We start from the raw sequence: 16,165 nt of genomic DNA, 5'->3' as shown, positions 1-16,165 counted from the left end.
GTGACTCCAAGGGATTCAGGTTCGGGGTGCGGTGCGGGGGTATGCGGGCGCGCGCTTGCCGAGGAAGGCGGCGACGCCCTCCTGCCCCTCGGGGGACGCGGCGGCCGCGGCGAGCGCCGCCGCCTCACGGTCCAGGTGCGGGCCGAGTTCCGCGGTGAGCCCCGCGTCGACGAGCCGCCGGGTGGCTCCGTAGGCGGCGGTGGGGCCGCGGCGCAGCGTCTCGGCGGTCCGTGCGGCCTCCGCGGCCAGCGCGTCCGCGGCGACGACCCTGCTGACCAGGCCGAGTTCGGCGGCCTCCGGGGCGCTGACACGGCGGTTGGTCAGGAGCAGGTCCAGGGCCCGCTTGGGCCCGATCAGCCGTGGCAGGGCCCGGCTGACCCCGGCGTCCGGTGAGTAGCCGATGCCGGTGTACGCGGCGGTGAACGAGGCGTCGTCGGCGGCGAGGGTGACATCGGCGGCCGCGGCGAGCCCGATGCCCGCGCCGGCGACCGCGCCCTGCACGGCAGCCACCAGCGGCGCGTCGAGCGCGGCGAAGGTGCGCAGCGCGTCGTGCAGCGCCTCGGTCACCGCCGTGAGGTGCTCGGCCAGCGCGTCCCCGGTGAGGGTCGAGAACTCGCGGAGGTCGCCGCCCACGCAGAAGGACCTGCCCTCGGCGCTCAGCAGGATCGCCCGTACGCCGACCTTGTCGCAGGCGCGTGCGGCGTCGAGGAGGCCGCGGGCCATGGCGAGGTCGATGGCGTTCCCGGCCTCGCCGCGGCGCAGGGTGAGGCGGGCGAGGCCGTCGCCTCGGAGGTCGGCGGTGACCCTGGGCCCGCTCATCGTGCCGTCCAGCCGCCGTCGACGGTGAGCACCTGGCCCGTGCAGTACGAGGAGGCGTCCGAGGCGAGGAACAGCAGCGCGCCGTCGAGTTCGTGGGCGTCGCCGCCGCGGCGCAGCAGGGTGTTGCGTTCGACCCAGCGGTGCGAGCGTTCGTCGCCGAACAGATCCGCGGTCATCTCGGTGCGGAACCAGCCGGGCGCGAGCGCGTTGACGCGGGTGCCGGTGCGGCCCCACTGTCCGGCCAACTCCCTTGTCAGGCCGATGAGTCCGGCCTTGGAGGCGGAGTAGCTCGCGCCGCCGAGGGGCGCGGCCGAGACCAGGCCGAGGATGGAGGAGACGTTGATGACGCTGCGTACGGGGTGCTCGGTCTCGGCGGTGAGCCGGGCCAGGTGGAACGGGGCGGTGAGATTGACGCCGAGGACGTCGGTGAAGGCGTCCGGGGTCTCGTCCGCGGCGCGGGTCTCGCCGGACGAGGCGGCGTTGTTGACGAGGATGTCGACACCGCCGCGTCCGGTGCCGGCCAGGGCGGTGTCCACGAGGCGCACACGGTCGGCCTCCAGGGAGACATCGCAGGCCACGGGGTGGATCCGGGCATCGGAGTCGGCGAGTTCCTTCAGCCGGTCGATGCGGCGCGCGGCGGCGAACACGGTGGCGCCCGCCTGTGCGAGGACGGCTGCGAAGCGGGCGCCGAGTCCGGCGGAGGCGCCGGTCACGATGGCCGTCCGCCCCTCGAGGGAGAACAGTTCGGCGGCAGTCGGTGCGGCGGCCGCGGTCACTCCGCCACTCCGATCGGCAGGGCGGTGGCGCCGCCGTCGAGCACCAGGGTCTGACCGGTCATCCAGGACGAGGCGTCGGAGGCGAGGAACAGCGCGGCGTTCGCCACGTCCTCGACGGTGCCGAGGCGGCGCAGCGGCAGCTGGGCCGTGAGGAGGGGCTCGCGCACCTCCCACACGGCGCGCGCCAGCTCGGTCTTGATGAGCCCGGGGGCGATGGCGTTGACGCGGGCGCGGGGGCCGAGTTCGTAGGCGAGCTGCCGGGTCATGTGCAGCATGGCGGCCTTGGTGGCGTTGTAGTAGCCGATGTGCGGGTCGACGACGAGGCCGCCGACGGAGGCGATGTTGATCACCGCTCCGCCGTGCTCGGCCATCCAGGCCCGCCAGGCACACCGGGTCCAGGCGATCATGCCGTACTGGTTGACGCGCACGGTCTTCTCGGCGCGCGGCAGGTCCAGGTCGAGCAGGTCGCCGTTGTACGGGTTGGTGGCCGCATTGTTGACCATGATGTCGAGGCGTCCGAAACGCTCCATGGTCTCGTCGACGCAGGCCTGGGCCTGGTCGGGTTCGCCGGCGTTGGCGACCACGGTGTGGACGTCGCCGTCGCCCTTCACGCGCAGCAGCTCCTCGCGCGCCGCGGCGAGTCCGGCCGGTTTGCGCGCGGCGACGACCACGTGTGCGCCGGTCGCCCGGTAGGCGCCCGCGATGCCGAGGCCGATGCCGCGGGAGCCGCCGGTGATGACGGCGACCCTGTCCTTGAGGGGTTCGGCCTTCAGGGATTCTGCCTTGAGGGTGTCGGTGCTCACGCGGTGCGCGCCCCTTCCTGGTACTTGGCGAGTTCGTGGCGGGCGACGGTGCGCAGGTGCACCTCGTCGGGGCCGTCGGCGATGCGCAGCGCCCGTGTGATGGCGTAGAGCCGGGCGAGGACGGTGTCGTCGCTGACGCCCGCCGCGCCGTGCGCCTGGACGGCGCGGTCGACCACCTTGTGGGCGACGTCGAGGGCCGCCACCTTGATGGCGGCGACCTCGGTGCGGGCTGCGGCGTTGCCGACGGTGTCCATCAGCCACGCCGACTTCAGTACCAGCAGGCGCAGTTGCTCGATCTCGATGCGGCTGCGGGCCACCCACTCGCGTACGACGCCCTGGTCGGCGAGGGGGCCGCCGAAGGCGGTGCGCGCGGTGACGCGTTCGCACATCAGCTGGAGCGCGCGTTCGGCGAAGCCGACGGCCCGCATCGCGTAGTGCATACGGCCGGGGCCGAGCCGCCCCTGGGCGAGCGCGAAGCCCTCCCCCTCGCCTCCGAGGATGTTCTCGGCGGGCACGCGGACGTCGTCGAAGAGCACTTCTCCGTGCCCGCAGCGGTCGGTGTAGCCGAACATCGGCAGGTCGCGCACGACGGTGACGCCGGGGGTGTCGCGCGGCACGAGCAGCATGCTCTGCTGCCGGTAGGTGGGCGCGTCCGGGTCTGTCTTGCCCATCACGACGACGAGTTTGCAGTCGGGGTCGAGGATCCCGGAGGTGTACCACTTGCGGCCGTTGACGACGTAGCTGTCGCCGTCGCGGGTGATGCGCGTGCGGATGTTGCGCGCGTCGGAGCTGGCGACCTCGGGTTCCGTCATGGCGAAGCAGGAGCGGATGGCGCCGTCCAGGAGGGGCCGCAGCCAGCGTTCCTGCTGCGCGGCCGTCCCGTAGAGCGCGAGCAGTTCCATGTTGCCGGTGTCGGGCGCCGAGCAGTTGAAGACCTCGTTGCCGATGATGGAGCGGCCCATCAGCTCGGCGAGCGGCGCGTATTCGAGGTTGGTGAGGCCCGCTCCCCAGTCGCCGTGCGCCATGAAGAGGTTCCACAGGCCCTCGGCGCGGGCCTTGTCCTGGAGCTCGGCGAGGACCGGCGGCAGCGCGTGCGGGTCGGCCGCCTCGGTGAGCTGGCGGTCGTACACCATCTCGGCGGGCAGGACGTGGGCTTCCATGAACGACCTTATGCGGTCGGCGAGTTCACTCGCGCGCGGCGAGAATCCGAAATCCACAAGTACTCCTGGGGGTGGGGCGCTGAGAGGTCAGCCGAGGATGTCGCGGGCCGTGCGGATCATGGCGGTGATGGTGGGCGGAAGCCGCTCCTGGTCCGGGTCGTGGTGCTTGCCCTCGCGGTGCCGGCGCAGGTTGTGCCCCATGATCGCGGCCATCTTCATGCGGCCGAGGGCCCGGAACCAGTCCATGGCGGGCAGGCCGGGCGCCCCGTCCAGGTAGGCGTCGAGGAGGTCCGCCTCGGTGGGCAGGCCCGGTACGGCGCGGCCCAGCTGCGGGAAGTTGCGGTGGTCCGCGAAGAGCAGGAACCAGCCGAGGTCGATGCGCGGGTCGCCGACGCTCCAGATCTCCCAGTCGACGACGGCCACCGCGCGTTCCTCGACGCACAGCACGTTGCCTAGCCGGAAGTCGCCGTGCAGCAGCGTCGGCGGCACGTCCGGGGGGATGTCGAAGGCGAGCCGCGTGAGCAATTCCTCGCCGCCTTCGCGCAGTTCGGCAGGGACGGCCCGCATGGTGCGGCTCCAGCGCTCCAACTCGCCTGCCGCGTCGAGGGGATCGGGCGCGTCGAGGCCCGGCGTGCGGGTGTCGGTGGCGTGCAGCCGGCGCAGTACGCGGGCGATGCCGAGCATGCGGGCGCGGGCCGTCCCGGCGTCGACCTCCGGCGTGTCGAGGACCGGTTCGGCGGCCTCGCCGTCGGCGAACTCCATGGCGAACCAGGCGGGTTGCGTCTCGTCGACGGCGACGACCCCCGGCACCGGCACGTCCGTCCCGGCGAGCGCCGCGAGCACCCGGGCCTGCCGCAGCACGTCGTTGCGCCCGACGGGCCGCTGTCCGGGCGGCACGGCCTTGACGACGTAGCGTGACCCGCCCGCCGCGACCGAGTACGTCAGCCCGGAGTGGCCGCCGGGCAGTGTCGTCAACTCTCCTACGGGTACGTCTGGTTGGAGCGCACCGAGCCGTTCCCGGACCCGGCGGGACAGGGTGTCGGTGCCGCTGGTGGCCGTGCTCATCGGGCGGTCGTCTCCTTCGGCAGTCCGAGTACGCGCTCGGCGAGGATGTTGTGCTGGATCTCGTCGGTGCCGCCCGCGATGCTGTAGCCGGGCGCGCCGAGCAGATGCTCGGTCCAGGCGAAAGTGCCCCACTCCCCTGTGTCGGCGACGAGGGACGGTCCGAGCAGGTCGGAGACGAGGTCGCTGGTGCGGCGCATGGTCCCGGTGGCGTACAGCTTGCCGACCGAGGCCTCCGCGCCGGGCTCCCGCCCGGCCACCAGGGCGGCGGTGACCCGCAGCCCGATGAGCCGCTGCACGAGGGTGCGGATGTGCAGGTCGGCGGCGTGCAGTTGTTCGCCGCCGGTGAGGGGGCGCGGCAGGTTGGCGGCCAGGTCGAGGGCTCGGTCGGCGTTGTCGAGGCCGAGGCCGCCGGAGTCGAGGCGCTCCGCCGCGAGCACGCTGAGCGTGACCTTCCAGCCCGCGCCGACCGGTCCGAGCCGGTCGGTGTCGGGGACGACGACGCCGTCGAGGTAGACCTCGTTGAAGCTGGCACCGCCGGTCATCTGCTGGATGGGGCGCACGGTGACGCCGGGCGCGTCCATGCGGACCAGGAACACGGTGATACCGGCGTGCTTGCGGACGTCCGGGTCGGTGCGGCACACGGCGACGCCCCAGGTCGCGACGCCGGCCCCTGACGTCCACACCTTGTGTCCGTCGAGCACCCAGTCGTCGCCTTCGCGCACCGCCTTCGTGCGCACCGCCGCCAGGTCCGACCCGGCCTCGGTCTCCGAGAACAGCTGACAGGCCAGTTCGTCGGTGCGCAGCATGGGCCGCAGCCAGCGCGCCTTCTGGTCCTCGGTGCCCCAGATGCCGATCGCGGGCGCGACGAGCTGCTGGGTGACCGGGAAGATCTCGGTGCGGTGCGGCACGTCGAAGGCCGCTTCCTCGGCGCGGTAGAGCTGCTCGTAGTAGGCGGGCAGGCCCCGGCCGCCGTACTCCGCCTGCCAGTTGAGCGCGCCCCAGCCCTGGTCGTAGCGGGTGCGCTCCCAGTCCCGGGTGCGGTCGGTGTGCGCGCGTTCCTGGTCCTCGGTCCAGTTCTCGAAGACCGCGACGGAGTCGGAGCCGCTGCCCCATCCGCCGTCCACGGCGCGCGGCCGGGCGACGGCGGCGAGCCACTCGCGGGCCTGGGCGCGGAACGCGTCGGGTTCCGGGATGGCGTTCATGATCTTCCTGCACCTCCTGTCGAGGGAGTCACCCGGTCGCGGGTCAGCGGGACAGCACCGTGCAGGCGCTGACGCCCGGTGCGCCGTACACGTGGGTGAATCCGATGCGTGGTCCGCCAGGTACCTGCCGGTCGCCCGCCCGACCGCGCAACTGCTGGACGACTTCGTAGACCTGGCGCAGCCCGGAGGCTCCGATGGGTTCGCCGTTGGCGATGCAGCCGCCGTCGGTGTTGACCGGGAGCCGGCCGTCGATCTCGGTGACGCCGTCGGCGATCAGCCGTTCCTGCTCGCCGTCCTCGCAGAAGCCGCACTCGGCGAGGTGCATGACCTCGGCGCCGCTCTCGGTGTCCTGGAGCTGGCACACGTCGACATCGCCGGGGGCGATGCCCGCCTGCTCGAAGGCGGCCGCCGAGGCGTCACGGCTGACGCTCGACAGGTCGCCGCCCGCGATCCACGGGCTGAACACCTCGAACGAGCCAAAGCGGCGGGTCCGTACGGCCGCCGAACGCAGCGTGACCGCGGGGGCCTCCAAGGTGCGGGCGACCTTCGGCGAGCACAGGACGAGCGCCGCCGCGCCCGCTCCCGGTGAGCAGAACATGTAGCGGGTCAGCGGATCGCTGACCATGCCCGAGTCCAGGACCTCCGCCGCCGTGAGCGGTTTGCGGCGCCAGGCCTCGGGGGTCAGTGCGCCGTTGCGGTAGGCCTTCTCCGCGACCCTGCCGAGGGTGTCCGCGGGGATGCCGTGGTCGTGCATGTAGCGCTGGATCTTCATGCCGAAGAACTGCGTGGTGACCATCAGGCCGTCCCGGCCGTACTCCTCGCCCAGGCCCCAGTCCTCGGGGCGCGGGTCGAAGGCGCCGCGCGGATGCTTGTCGAATCCGACGGCGAGGACGACGTCCGCCGCGCCGGAGCGGATCGCGTTGACGGCGGAGATCAGTGCGCTGCCGCCGGTGGCGCAGCCGTTCTTGACGTTGATGAACGGCAGTCCGATCAGGCCGAGTTGGGCGACGAGCGTGTCGGCGAGGCCCGCGCTGTCGCTGCCGCCGAACGCGGCGCGCACCCGCGACCACTCGACGCCCGCGTCGGCGAGGGCGGCCCGCACCGCGCTCACGGCCAGTTGCCGGCCGCTCGCCTCGGAGCGGCCGAAGGGGGTGCGTCCGGCGCCGCAGATCAGGACGTCGTCGGTCATGACACCTCCTGGGCCGAGTGAGCCTCACGGGACAAGGGGACGGGGCGGGCCCGGGGGACGCCGTCCCCCGCGTGCACGGTGAGCGGCATGCCGATCCGTAGGTCCGCCGGGTCGTCGACATCGATCACGGCGGCGACGCGCACCCCCTCCGCCAGCTCCACATAGCCGACCGCGAAGGGCAAGAAGCCGCCTTCCGGGACCTCGTAGGGCGGGGACTTGGGTGCGTGCCGCTGCACCGTCCAGGTCCACAGCGTGCCCGTGCCGGAGAGGGCCGCCGGTTCGGTCGGTCCCCCGCAGCGCGGGCACGTATCCTCCGCGGGGTGGACCGTGACCGGGCAGTCGGGGCAACGTGCCCCCTGGAGCCCGGCGGACGCGGCCGGGCTCCGCGGAAGTGTCACCATCGGGCTCAGCGCCCCTGCCACTTGGGCTCGCGCTTCTCCAGGAACGCCGACACACCCTCGTTGGCGTCCTCGGAGTTGAGCGCCACTCCGACGGCGAGGTGCTCCATGACCATCAGCGACTGGGTGTCGGCGTCGAGGCTGCGGTCGATGGTCATCTTGGTGAGCCACATGGTGAAGGGGCTCTTGTCGGTGAGGTGGGAGATGAACTCCTCGACCGTCTCGTCCAGCTTCTCGGTCGGCGCGTGGTCGTTGATCAGGCCGAACTCGGTGGCCTCGACGCCGGAGAGCAGCTTGCCGGTGAGCATCAGCTCCTTGGTCTTACGAATCCCGATCATGCGCGGCACCCGGTAGATCGGTCCCGCCCCGCCGAACAGCGCGCGGCGGATGTGGAAGTCGCCGATCTTGGCATCGTCCGCGGCGATGGCGAAGTCGCAGGAGATCATGATCTCGAAGCCGCCGGCGGTGACGTGTCCCTCCAGGACGGCGACGGAGGGTGTCTTCATGGAGTAGAGCCGGTCGCAGACCTTCGCGGACTTCACGGCGACGTCGATGGCGTTCGACTTGCCGACGTAGTTCTCCTTGAGGCTGTCGAGGTCGAAGCCGGAGCAGAACGTGCCGCCGCGGCCGCGGACCACGAGGACGCGCAGCTCGGGGTCCTCGTCGACCTCGGTGATGATCTCGTCGAGCCGGTCCAGGATCGGCACGGTGACGCAGTTCTTCTTCCACGGACGGTTGAGCCAGACGCGGGCCACGTGGCCGTCGCGCTCGAACTGGATCTCGTCTTCCACTGCCATCTCAGTCACCTCTCGAAGCCGAACCTGAACTGAATTCACTCTGAGTTTGGGGACACTGCACGGGGCTGTCAACCCCTTCCACTCACACGACTTCAGTCAATGGACAGCGAATACTGCGCTGTTGAGGCCCCAATACGCATGATCGAACCGAATCTGATTCAAGCCCACTCTTGAGCGGCGTACCGACTTCGGTTCACTATTGGGGCACCTCACATCCGCCCCCGCCGCACCGGCCGGGGCAGTCTGGAGTGCACATGTCCGTCGGCGACGCCGCCGCGCGGCCCTACCGCGCGCAGCACCCCGTCCGCTTCGTGACCGCTTCGAGCCTCTTCGACGGCCATGACGCCTCGATCAACATCATGCGGCGCATCCTGCAGGCGCAGGGCGCCGAGGTGATCCACCTCGGGCACAACCGTTCCGTGTCCGAGGTGGTGGACGCCGCCCTTGAGGAGGACGCGCAGGGAGTGGCCGTAAGCTCCTACCAGGGCGGCCACATCGAGTACTTCGAGTATCTGGTGGAGTCGCTGCGCGAGCGCGGCGCCGGGCACGTGCGCGTGTTCGGCGGAGGCGGCGGGGTGATCGTGCCCGAAGAGATCGAGCGACTCGGGCGCTCGGGCGTACGTATCTTCTCGCCGGACGACGGTCAGCGGCTCGGCCTCGTCGGCATGATCGAGGCGATGATCCGGGAGTGCGACACCGCCCCCTGGCTGACCGCTCCGGCCGCCGTCGACGAGGTCCTGGCCGGGGAACGCCCCGCGCTGGCGCGGATGCTGTCGGCCACCGCCGCCGGGACCGTTCCCGCGGCCGACCTGCGCACCCTGGAGAAAGCGGCGGGCGCGGGCCGCGCGCCCGTGCTCGGCATCACCGGGACGGGCGGCTCCGGCAAGTCCTCGCTCACCGACGAACTGGTCCGCAGGCTCCGCACCGACCAGCGGGACGCGCTGCGCGTCGCGGTGCTCGCCGTCGATCCGAGCCGTCGGCGCGGCGGCGGCGCCCTGCTCGGCGACCGCATCCGGATGAACGCGCTCGACGGCGAGCGGGTGTTCTTCCGCTCGCTCGCGACCCGCGGCAGCGGTGAACTCCCCGACGGGCTCGCCGAATCGATCACCGCGTGCCGGGCCGCAGGGTACGACCTCGTCGTCGTCGAGACCCCTGGTATCGGCCAGGGCGACGCGGCGATCGTGCCGTTCGCGGACGTGTCGCTGTACGTCATGACGCCCGAGTTCGGCGCGGCGTCACAGCTGGAGAAGATCGACATGCTCGACTTCGCCGACGTCGTCGCCATCAACAAGTTCGAGCGCCGCGGAGCGCAGGACGCGCTGCGCGACGTGGGTCGCCAACTGGTGCGCAACCGGGAGGCGTTCGGATCCACCCCGGAGGACATGCCGGTCTTCGGCACCAGCGCCGCCACCTTCAACGACGACGGTGTCACCGCGCTGTACCAGCGGCTGCGCACGCTCCTCGCCGAACGCGGACTCCAGGCCGGGGCAGGGGCTCTGCCCGAGGTGTCCGTGCGGCACTCCAGCGGTGCGGCGCAGATCGTGCCGCCGTCCCGGTCGCGCTACCTGGCCGACATCGCACAGACGGTCCGTACGTACCACGCGCACACCCTCGACCAGGCAGCCACCGCCCGCCGCCTTCAACAACTCACTGCGGTCCGAGCCGAGTTGGCGGCCTTCGGAGCCCCGACGGGCGATGTCGACCGGCTCCTCGACGCCGCGGGTGCCCGCCTCGACGCGGACGCCCGGCGGGCCCTCGACCAGTGGCCGGAGACCGTGGCGGCGTACAGCCGCGACGAGTTGGTGACAGAGGCGGGCGGGAGGCGGACGCGCACCGCGCTGGTGCGCACCTCGCTCTCCGGCACCCGCGTCCCCCGCGTGGCACTCCCCCGCCACGAGGACCACGGTGAACTCCTGCGGTTCCTGCGCGCCGAGAACCTGCCGGGCCGTTTCCCGTTCACCGCCGGGGTGTTCCCGTTCAAGCGCGAGGGCGAGGACCCGGCGCGGATGTTCGCCGGGGAGGGCGACCCGTTCCGTACGAACCACCGCTTCAAGCTGCTGGCCGAAGGCAATGAAGCGACCCGCCTGTCCACCGCCTTCGACTCGGTCACCCTGTACGGCCGCGACCCCGACCGCCGCCCCGACGTCTACGGCAAGGTCGGCACGTCGGGAGTCTCCGTGGCCACGCTCGACGACATGAAGGCCCTGTACGCGGGCTTCGACCTGACGGCGCCGACCACCTCCGTCTCGATGACCATCAACGGCCCGGCGCCCACCGTCCTGGCCTTCTACCTCAACACGGCGATGGACCAGCGACTGGACGCGTTCACCGAGGAACACGGCCGGGAGCCGAGCACGGCGGAGGCCGACGACATCCGCTCGCACGTCCTGCGCACCGCGCGCGGCACCGTACAGGCCGACATCCTCAAGGAGGACCAGGGCCAGAACACCTGCCTGTTCTCCACCGAGTTCAGCCTGCGCATGATGGCCGACATCCAGGAGTGGTTCATCGAGCAGGGCGTCCGCAACTTCTACTCCGTGTCCATCTCCGGCTACCACATCGCCGAGGCCGGCGCGAACCCGATCAGCCAGCTCGCCTTCACCCTGGCCAACGGATTCACGTACGTGGAGGCCTACTTGGCGCGCGGCATGCGCATCGACGACTTCGCGCCGAACCTGTCGTTCTTCTTCTCCAACGGCATGGATCCCGAGTACTCGGTGCTCGGCCGGGTCGCCCGGCGCATCTGGGCGGTGGCCATGCGGGAGCGCTACGGAGCGAACGAGCGCAGCCAGAAACTCAAGTACCACGTGCAGACGTCGGGGCGCTCCCTGCACGCGCAGGAGATGGACTTCAACGACATCCGCACCACCCTTCAGGCGCTGATCGCGCTCTACGACAACTGCAACAGCCTGCACACCAACGCCTACGACGAGGCGGTCACCACACCCACCGAGGAGTCGGTGCGCCGGGCCCTCGCCATCCAGTTGATCATCAACCGGGAGTGGGGCCTCGCGATGAATGAGAACCCGATTCAGGGCTCATACCTCATCGACGAGCTCACCGATCTCCTGGAGGAGGCCGTGCTCGTCGAGTTCGACCGGATCAGCGAGCGCGGCGGGGTGCTCGGCGCCATGGAGACCGGCTATCAACGCGGCCGCATCCAGGACGAGTCGATGCTCTACGAGCACCGCAAGCACGACGGAACGCTGCCGGTCATCGGCGTCAACACCTTCCGCGGGCCCGGGGCCGACGAGGCCGACCCGGCCCCCGTCGCGCTGGCCCGCGCCACGGAGGCCGAGAAGCAGTCCCAGCTCGACCGCGTGGGCGCCTTCCGCACCCGCCACGACGCCGCGGCACAGGCCGCCGTCGCCCGCCTCAAACAAGCCGCCACCAGCGGCGAGAACGCCTTCGCCGTGCTGATGGACGCGGCGCGCGTCTGCTCGCTGCAACAGATCACGGAGGCCTTCTTCGAGGTGGGCGGGGCCTATCGGCGCAACGTATGACGCCCGCGAAGCCGCCCATCTCATCCTGACAGACTTATTGAACTGACCTCAGTTTGAAACTACTGTGCCGGTCTCAGAGCATCGACGTCGTTGTCGCTGCCTGAGCAGAGGATTGCCGATGTTGCAGCAAGCACCTCCCGACGCGGCCCGATTGGGGCGACGAGCCAGCATCGCCGCGGGCGTGGGCGCCGCGATCGAGTACTACGACCTCGCCATCTACGGCTACATGGCAGTGGTCCTCGCACCGCTGTTCTTCCCCGCCGAGAACGAGACGGCGAGCATGCTCGGAACCCTCGCCGTCTTCGGCAGCGGCTTCTTCGCCCGCCCGCTCGGCGGCATGGCCTTCGGGCGCCTCGGCGACCGCCGCGGCCGCCGGGCGGTCCTGATGGTGACGCTCATCGTCATGGGAGTCGCCACCCTCGCCGCGGGCCTGATCCCCACCTACGCCACCGCCGGTGTCGCCGCCCCGGTCCTGCTGACGCTCGTCCGTGTCGTGCAGGGTTTCTCCGCGGGCGGCGAGATCGGCGGGGCGTCCTCCCTGGCCGTCGAGTCCGCGCCGTCGCGGCGCCGGGGCCTGTTCGGTTCGGCCACGTCGATCGGCTGCGCGATCGGTATGGCGTCCGCTTCGGCCGTGGTCGGGCTGATGACGGCCGTCACCACGAGCGAGCAGATGGCGTCCTGGGGCTGGCGGGTCCCGTTCCTGATCGCCGCGCCCCTGCTCGTCGCCGCGATCGTGCTTCGCAAACGGGTCGAGGACTCGCCGGTGTTCGAGGAGATGCTCGCCAAGAGCGCGCCGGCGAAGACGCCCGTCAAGGAGGTGCTGCGCGACCACAGGCCGTCGACCCTGCGCGTGATCCTGATCTGCTACGGCCACAGCACCGCCGGCGGCCTCAGCTCGGTGTATCTCGTCGTCTATCTGACGACGGTGCTGAACTACCCGCTGTCGGGCACGGTGTGGCTCACGGTCCTCATCACGCTCATGCCGCTGGCCGTCATCCCCTGGGCGGGAGCGCTGTCGGACCGGATAGGGCGGCGCCGCGTACTGGTGATGGGGCTCGGCGGCTTCGCGTTGCTCGCCGTCCCCTGCTTCTGGCTCATGCAGCAGGGGAGCATGGCCCTGGCCGTCGTCGCGGCCCTCGTCCTGAACGTGCCGTTCGGTATCGGACAGGGCGTCGTGTACACGGTCTACCCGGAGCTCTTCCCCACGCGCGTCCGCTACACCGGTGTGTCCCTCGGGTTCAACATCGGCGGCGTCCTCGGATCCGGCCTGTACGCGGTCACCGTCACCTGGCTCATCGACGCCACCGGGAGCGCCATGGCACCCGCCTACTACATCATCTTCTCCACCCTGATCGGTCTCGCCGCGGTGGCCACGCTGCGGGAGACATCACGTGCGCAGCTGTAGCCCCACGCGGCACGGGGGCTGACAAACGAACGCAGACACATGGAGTACGTCGGCTACGACGTGGACGCGGTGGCTCAGCACGCCGGCTCCTGCGCACCGGACATGACCCCCGCGGGTGCGGGCGAACGTGCCGTGTGGCAGTACGCCCAGATGTGCACGCAGCCACTGACCGCCGACGCCCCCGCTTCCCTGTTCCGCTTCGCACACGAACGAGCCCTGGCCGGGCCGGAGTTCACAGCGTTCCGTGTCCCCAATGTGGACACCCTCTACTCGAACGCCTGGCTCGATCTGCGGGGCGGCCCGGTCGAGGTGCGGCTTCCGGACTTCGGAAGCCGGTACTTCACCGTGCAGATCATCGATGCGTACAGCAACTCCTCCAACATCAGCCACCGCAGGGTGACACCGTCGGGCACCTCGCCGTCCCAGCCCGGCAGGACCAGCCAGTAGCGGCCCGGTCCGTGGCCGAAGGTGCGATTCGACCACGACCTGGTCCTGGAGCGCGTGCATGGGGCCGACGTCGCCGTCCGCCACCCCGCCGAGGTCGAGCACGGCTGGCAGGCGTTCTTCACCGCTCTCGACGCGGTGTTGCGCGCCAACTCCTTCCCCCCGGGACGCGACACGAGCGAGAGGCCCGTGGTGAATCCGGCCTTCATGCCGGAGGCCGTCGCGTCGTCGAGGTCGTCCGGGTTCGATGAACTACGTCAGCCTCGGGGCGAACGTGGCGGAGCAGAACACCTCGTTCAACACCTATGCCGACGCCCGCGGCCGCCCGCTGGACGGGCGCCGGGGCCCGTTCGCCCTGTCCTTCGACACTCCCCCGCCCCACCACGCGTTCTGGAGCGTGACGCTGTACCACGCCGACACCGGACACCTCTACGCGAACGAACTCGACCGCTACAGCACTGGTCCTGAGAATCTACGCACCGGGCCCCGCCGCCACCCGGGGCGTCTGGCTCCCGTCCCCCGTCGCCCAGAGCTTCTCGATCTCCGGGGGCCGCCACGTGCCGTCGAGGGCGGGCTCTCCGGGAGCGCAGCGGCGCAGCATCAGACAGAACGCACCGGCGGGCGCCGAGGGCGTCACCGTGCCGCGCCGGCGACGGCCTCGGCCGCCGCGCGGCCCTCCGCGACGGCGTGCGCCACGCGGCGCGGGACGACGCAGTCGCCGATCGCGTGGACGGTCTGGCCGTCGGACGAGGTGAAGTCCGGTCGGCGAGGGAGGCGTTCGCCGACGGTTGTCAGGAGGTCGGCGGCGAGGGAGCTCTCCCGTCCGTCCAGTACGTTGCGCAGCCGCAGGCCCTCGGCCGTCGTGGCGGTCACCGTGGTCAGCGCGAGGACCCGCACCGGCGCCCCGGTCAGGCGGAGCATCAGCTGTGTGCGGTTCTCCGCCGAGAGGCCCGCGGCGAAGCCGGCTCCGGGGGTGACGAGGGTGACCTCGCGCGCGCCGGCCGCGAGCGCGCTCTCGACCGCGCTGATGCCCTGCCACCAGCCGAACCCGTCGTCGAGCACCGCGATCCGGGGCGCGCTCGGCACCAGGGCGGCGCAGCGGTCGAGGAAGTCCGTGGTGGTCAGCGTGGGCAGCTCGCCCGGCACGGGGACGGGTGCCTCCTGCGCGCCGGTGGCGAGCACGACGTGGGGGTACGCCGCCAGTTCGGCCGGGGTCGGTGCGGTGCCGAGGTTCACCTTGACGCCCAGGTCCGCGAGTTGGGCGTGCTGGAAGTCGATGAGCTTCAGCCAGCCGGAGCGGTGTGCCGCGCGGCCTGCGAGGCGGGTCTGGCCGCCCGGCTCCGGGGCGCCGTCGAAGACGGTCACCCGGGCGCCGGTGCCGGCCAGTGTCAGCGCGCACTCCATGCCGGCCGGTCCCGCACCCACGACGGCGACCGGGTCGCCCCCGCCCCGCACGCCGTGACGGCCGAGCAGGAGTGGCACGGCCGGGCGGGCCGTGGCTCCCGGCGGGGCGAGTGCGGGGTTGACCGAGCAGGACCCGGTGGGCTCGAAGGTCCGGCAGCCCTCGTTGCAGCCCGTGCAGGGGCGGATGGAGCGCTCGTCGCCCGCGAGGGCCTTGCGGGCGAAGTCCGGGTCGGCCATGAACGGCCGAGCCATTCCGACGAGGTCGGCGCCCTCCTCCAGCGCCCGCCGGATGTCGGGCACCGACCGGAATCCCTGGCTGACCAGGAGCGGCGCCTCGACGGCGGCACGCAGCCGGGACACCGCCGACAGCAGGGGCGGCCGGGTGGTGGCCATGCCGGGGACGTAGGTGTTGCGGACACCGGTGGTGACATTCACATAGGAGAAGGGTGCGGCCCGGTACAGGTGCGGGAGGAGTTCGGTGAGGCCGTCCAGGTCGAGCCCGGAGTCCTCGTCCGGCTCGACCGATACCCGTACGCCGAGCGGGAGTTGACCGATCTCGGCCCGGATCGCGTCGATCACCTCGGTGAGCAGCGCGATCCGGTCACCGTAGACATCGTCGCGGGTGTTGGTGGCTCGGGAGAGGAACTGGGCGAGGAGGTAACCGTGTCCGGCGTGCAGTTCGATGCCGTGGAAACCCGCGTCGACGCTGTTGGCGGCCGAGACACGGAAGGCGTCGACGACGCGACGTACCTCCTCGGTGCTCAGCGGGTGGGGCGCGGTCGCCTCCCTCGGGGAGCGGACGGCCGCGGCGGAGACGGGCGGGTAGTAGGTGCCCGCTCCCAGCGTTTCCCTTCCCAGGTGGACGAGTTGGGCGATGGCGACGGCGCCGCCCTCGGCGATGGCATCGGCGCGGCGGCGCACCGCGTCCTTGATCTCGGGCCGCCAGGCCTCGGTGAGGTAGCGCTGCGGCAGTGTCGACTCGGGCGCGACCGCGGTCCCTCCGGTGATCACCATCCCTGGGCCGCCGCGCGCCAGGCGCCGCCAGTACGCCGCGTCGGTTTCGGCGGGTGCGCCGTCGTCGACGGCGGCCGTGGCGTGCGCGGTGGCCACGAGGCGGTTGCGCAGGGTCAGGCCGCCGAGCGTGAAGGGCGCGGCGAGCGTGCGGTCGGCGTGTGCGGCCATGCGGGTCCTCCCCTTCGC

The 16,165-nt window shown here is 71.7% G+C and carries 13 protein-coding genes and 1 pseudogene; 4 read left to right on the top strand and 10 right to left on the bottom strand.

Going from position 1 to position 16,165, the window contains the following annotated elements; translation table 11 throughout:
* Window positions 1-15: 15 nt before the first annotated feature.
* Genes ACNYS0_RS37995 through ACNYS0_RS37955 form a run of 9 tightly spaced genes read right to left on the bottom strand, consistent with a single transcriptional unit; the run spans window position 16 to window position 8,209 of the window.
* Window positions 16-819 (bottom strand): enoyl-CoA hydratase/isomerase family protein, encoded by an 804-nt coding sequence (locus ACNYS0_RS37995; protein ID WP_422480590.1) that lies wholly within the window; start codon window positions 817-819, stop codon window positions 16-18.
* Window positions 816-1,595, bottom strand: a complete 780-nt coding sequence (locus ACNYS0_RS37990) for an SDR family NAD(P)-dependent oxidoreductase (RefSeq protein WP_422480588.1) — start codon at window positions 1,593-1,595, stop codon at window positions 816-818. The genes ACNYS0_RS37995 and ACNYS0_RS37990 overlap by 4 nt, the downstream gene beginning before the upstream one ends.
* Window positions 1,592-2,398, bottom strand: a complete 807-nt coding sequence (locus ACNYS0_RS37985) for an SDR family oxidoreductase (protein WP_422480586.1) — start codon at window positions 2,396-2,398, stop codon at window positions 1,592-1,594. The genes ACNYS0_RS37990 and ACNYS0_RS37985 overlap by 4 nt, the downstream gene beginning before the upstream one ends.
* Entirely contained in the window at window positions 2,395-3,615 is a 1,221-nt protein-coding gene (locus ACNYS0_RS37980; RefSeq protein WP_422480584.1) for an acyl-CoA dehydrogenase family protein, read from the bottom strand. Before ACNYS0_RS37980 ends, ACNYS0_RS37985 begins: the two co-directional genes overlap by 4 nt.
* 30 nt (window positions 3,616-3,645) lie before the next feature.
* Window positions 3,646-4,623 carry a phosphotransferase family protein gene (locus tag ACNYS0_RS37975; RefSeq protein WP_422480582.1) on the bottom strand — a complete coding sequence of 326 codons (978 nt, stop codon included), beginning with the start codon at window positions 4,621-4,623 and terminating at the stop codon, window positions 3,646-3,648.
* Window positions 4,620-5,825, bottom strand: a complete 1,206-nt coding sequence (locus tag ACNYS0_RS37970; RefSeq protein ID WP_422480580.1) for an acyl-CoA dehydrogenase family protein — start codon at window positions 5,823-5,825, stop codon at window positions 4,620-4,622. The genes ACNYS0_RS37975 and ACNYS0_RS37970 overlap by 4 nt, the downstream gene beginning before the upstream one ends.
* A 43-nt stretch (window positions 5,826-5,868) precedes the next feature.
* Window positions 5,869-7,014 carry a thiolase family protein gene (locus ACNYS0_RS37965; protein ID WP_422480578.1) on the bottom strand — a complete coding sequence of 382 codons (1,146 nt, stop codon included), beginning with the start codon at window positions 7,012-7,014 and terminating at the stop codon, window positions 5,869-5,871.
* The gene (locus tag ACNYS0_RS37960) at window positions 7,011-7,415 is read right to left on the bottom strand and encodes a Zn-ribbon domain-containing OB-fold protein (RefSeq protein ID WP_422480576.1); all 405 of its coding nucleotides are present in this window, start codon (window positions 7,413-7,415) and stop codon (window positions 7,011-7,013) included. Before ACNYS0_RS37960 ends, ACNYS0_RS37965 begins: the two co-directional genes overlap by 4 nt.
* 5 nt (window positions 7,416-7,420) lie before the next feature.
* On the bottom strand, window positions 7,421-8,209 hold the full coding sequence (locus tag ACNYS0_RS37955) for an enoyl-CoA hydratase/isomerase family protein (RefSeq protein WP_422480574.1): 789 nt from the start codon (window positions 8,207-8,209) through the stop codon (window positions 7,421-7,423).
* A gap of 254 nt (window positions 8,210-8,463) precedes the next feature.
* Between ACNYS0_RS37955 and icmF the strand changes: the two genes are divergently transcribed.
* From icmF to ACNYS0_RS37935, 4 genes and pseudogenes are all read left to right on the top strand, one after another.
* Complete coding sequence (gene icmF, locus ACNYS0_RS37950) at window positions 8,464-11,712, top strand: fused isobutyryl-CoA mutase/GTPase IcmF (protein WP_422480572.1); 3,249 nt, start codon at window positions 8,464-8,466, stop codon at window positions 11,710-11,712.
* 118 nt (window positions 11,713-11,830) lie between these two features.
* On the top strand, window positions 11,831-13,117 hold the full coding sequence (locus ACNYS0_RS37945) for an MFS transporter (RefSeq protein WP_422480570.1): 1,287 nt from the start codon (window positions 11,831-11,833) through the stop codon (window positions 13,115-13,117).
* A gap of 39 nt (window positions 13,118-13,156) precedes the next feature.
* Complete coding sequence (locus ACNYS0_RS37940; protein ID WP_422480568.1) at window positions 13,157-13,564, top strand: DUF1254 domain-containing protein; 408 nt, start codon at window positions 13,157-13,159, stop codon at window positions 13,562-13,564.
* 244 nt (window positions 13,565-13,808) lie between these two features.
* Window positions 13,809-14,024: pseudogene (locus tag ACNYS0_RS37935) on the top strand (DUF1214 domain-containing protein); the annotation flags it as partial.
* A gap of 170 nt (window positions 14,025-14,194) precedes the next feature.
* On the opposite strand, the gene ACNYS0_RS37930 reads toward ACNYS0_RS37935, so the two are convergent.
* Window positions 14,195-16,147, bottom strand: coding sequence for an oxidoreductase (locus ACNYS0_RS37930; protein WP_422480566.1), 1,953 nt, complete (start codon window positions 16,145-16,147; stop codon window positions 14,195-14,197).
* Window positions 16,148-16,165 lie beyond the last annotated feature (18 nt).

The organism is Streptomyces anthophorae (genome assembly GCF_049310305.1).
Taxonomy (GTDB): domain Bacteria; phylum Actinomycetota; class Actinomycetes; order Streptomycetales; family Streptomycetaceae; genus Streptomyces.
This window is presented reverse-complemented; position numbering and strand designations above follow the sequence as displayed.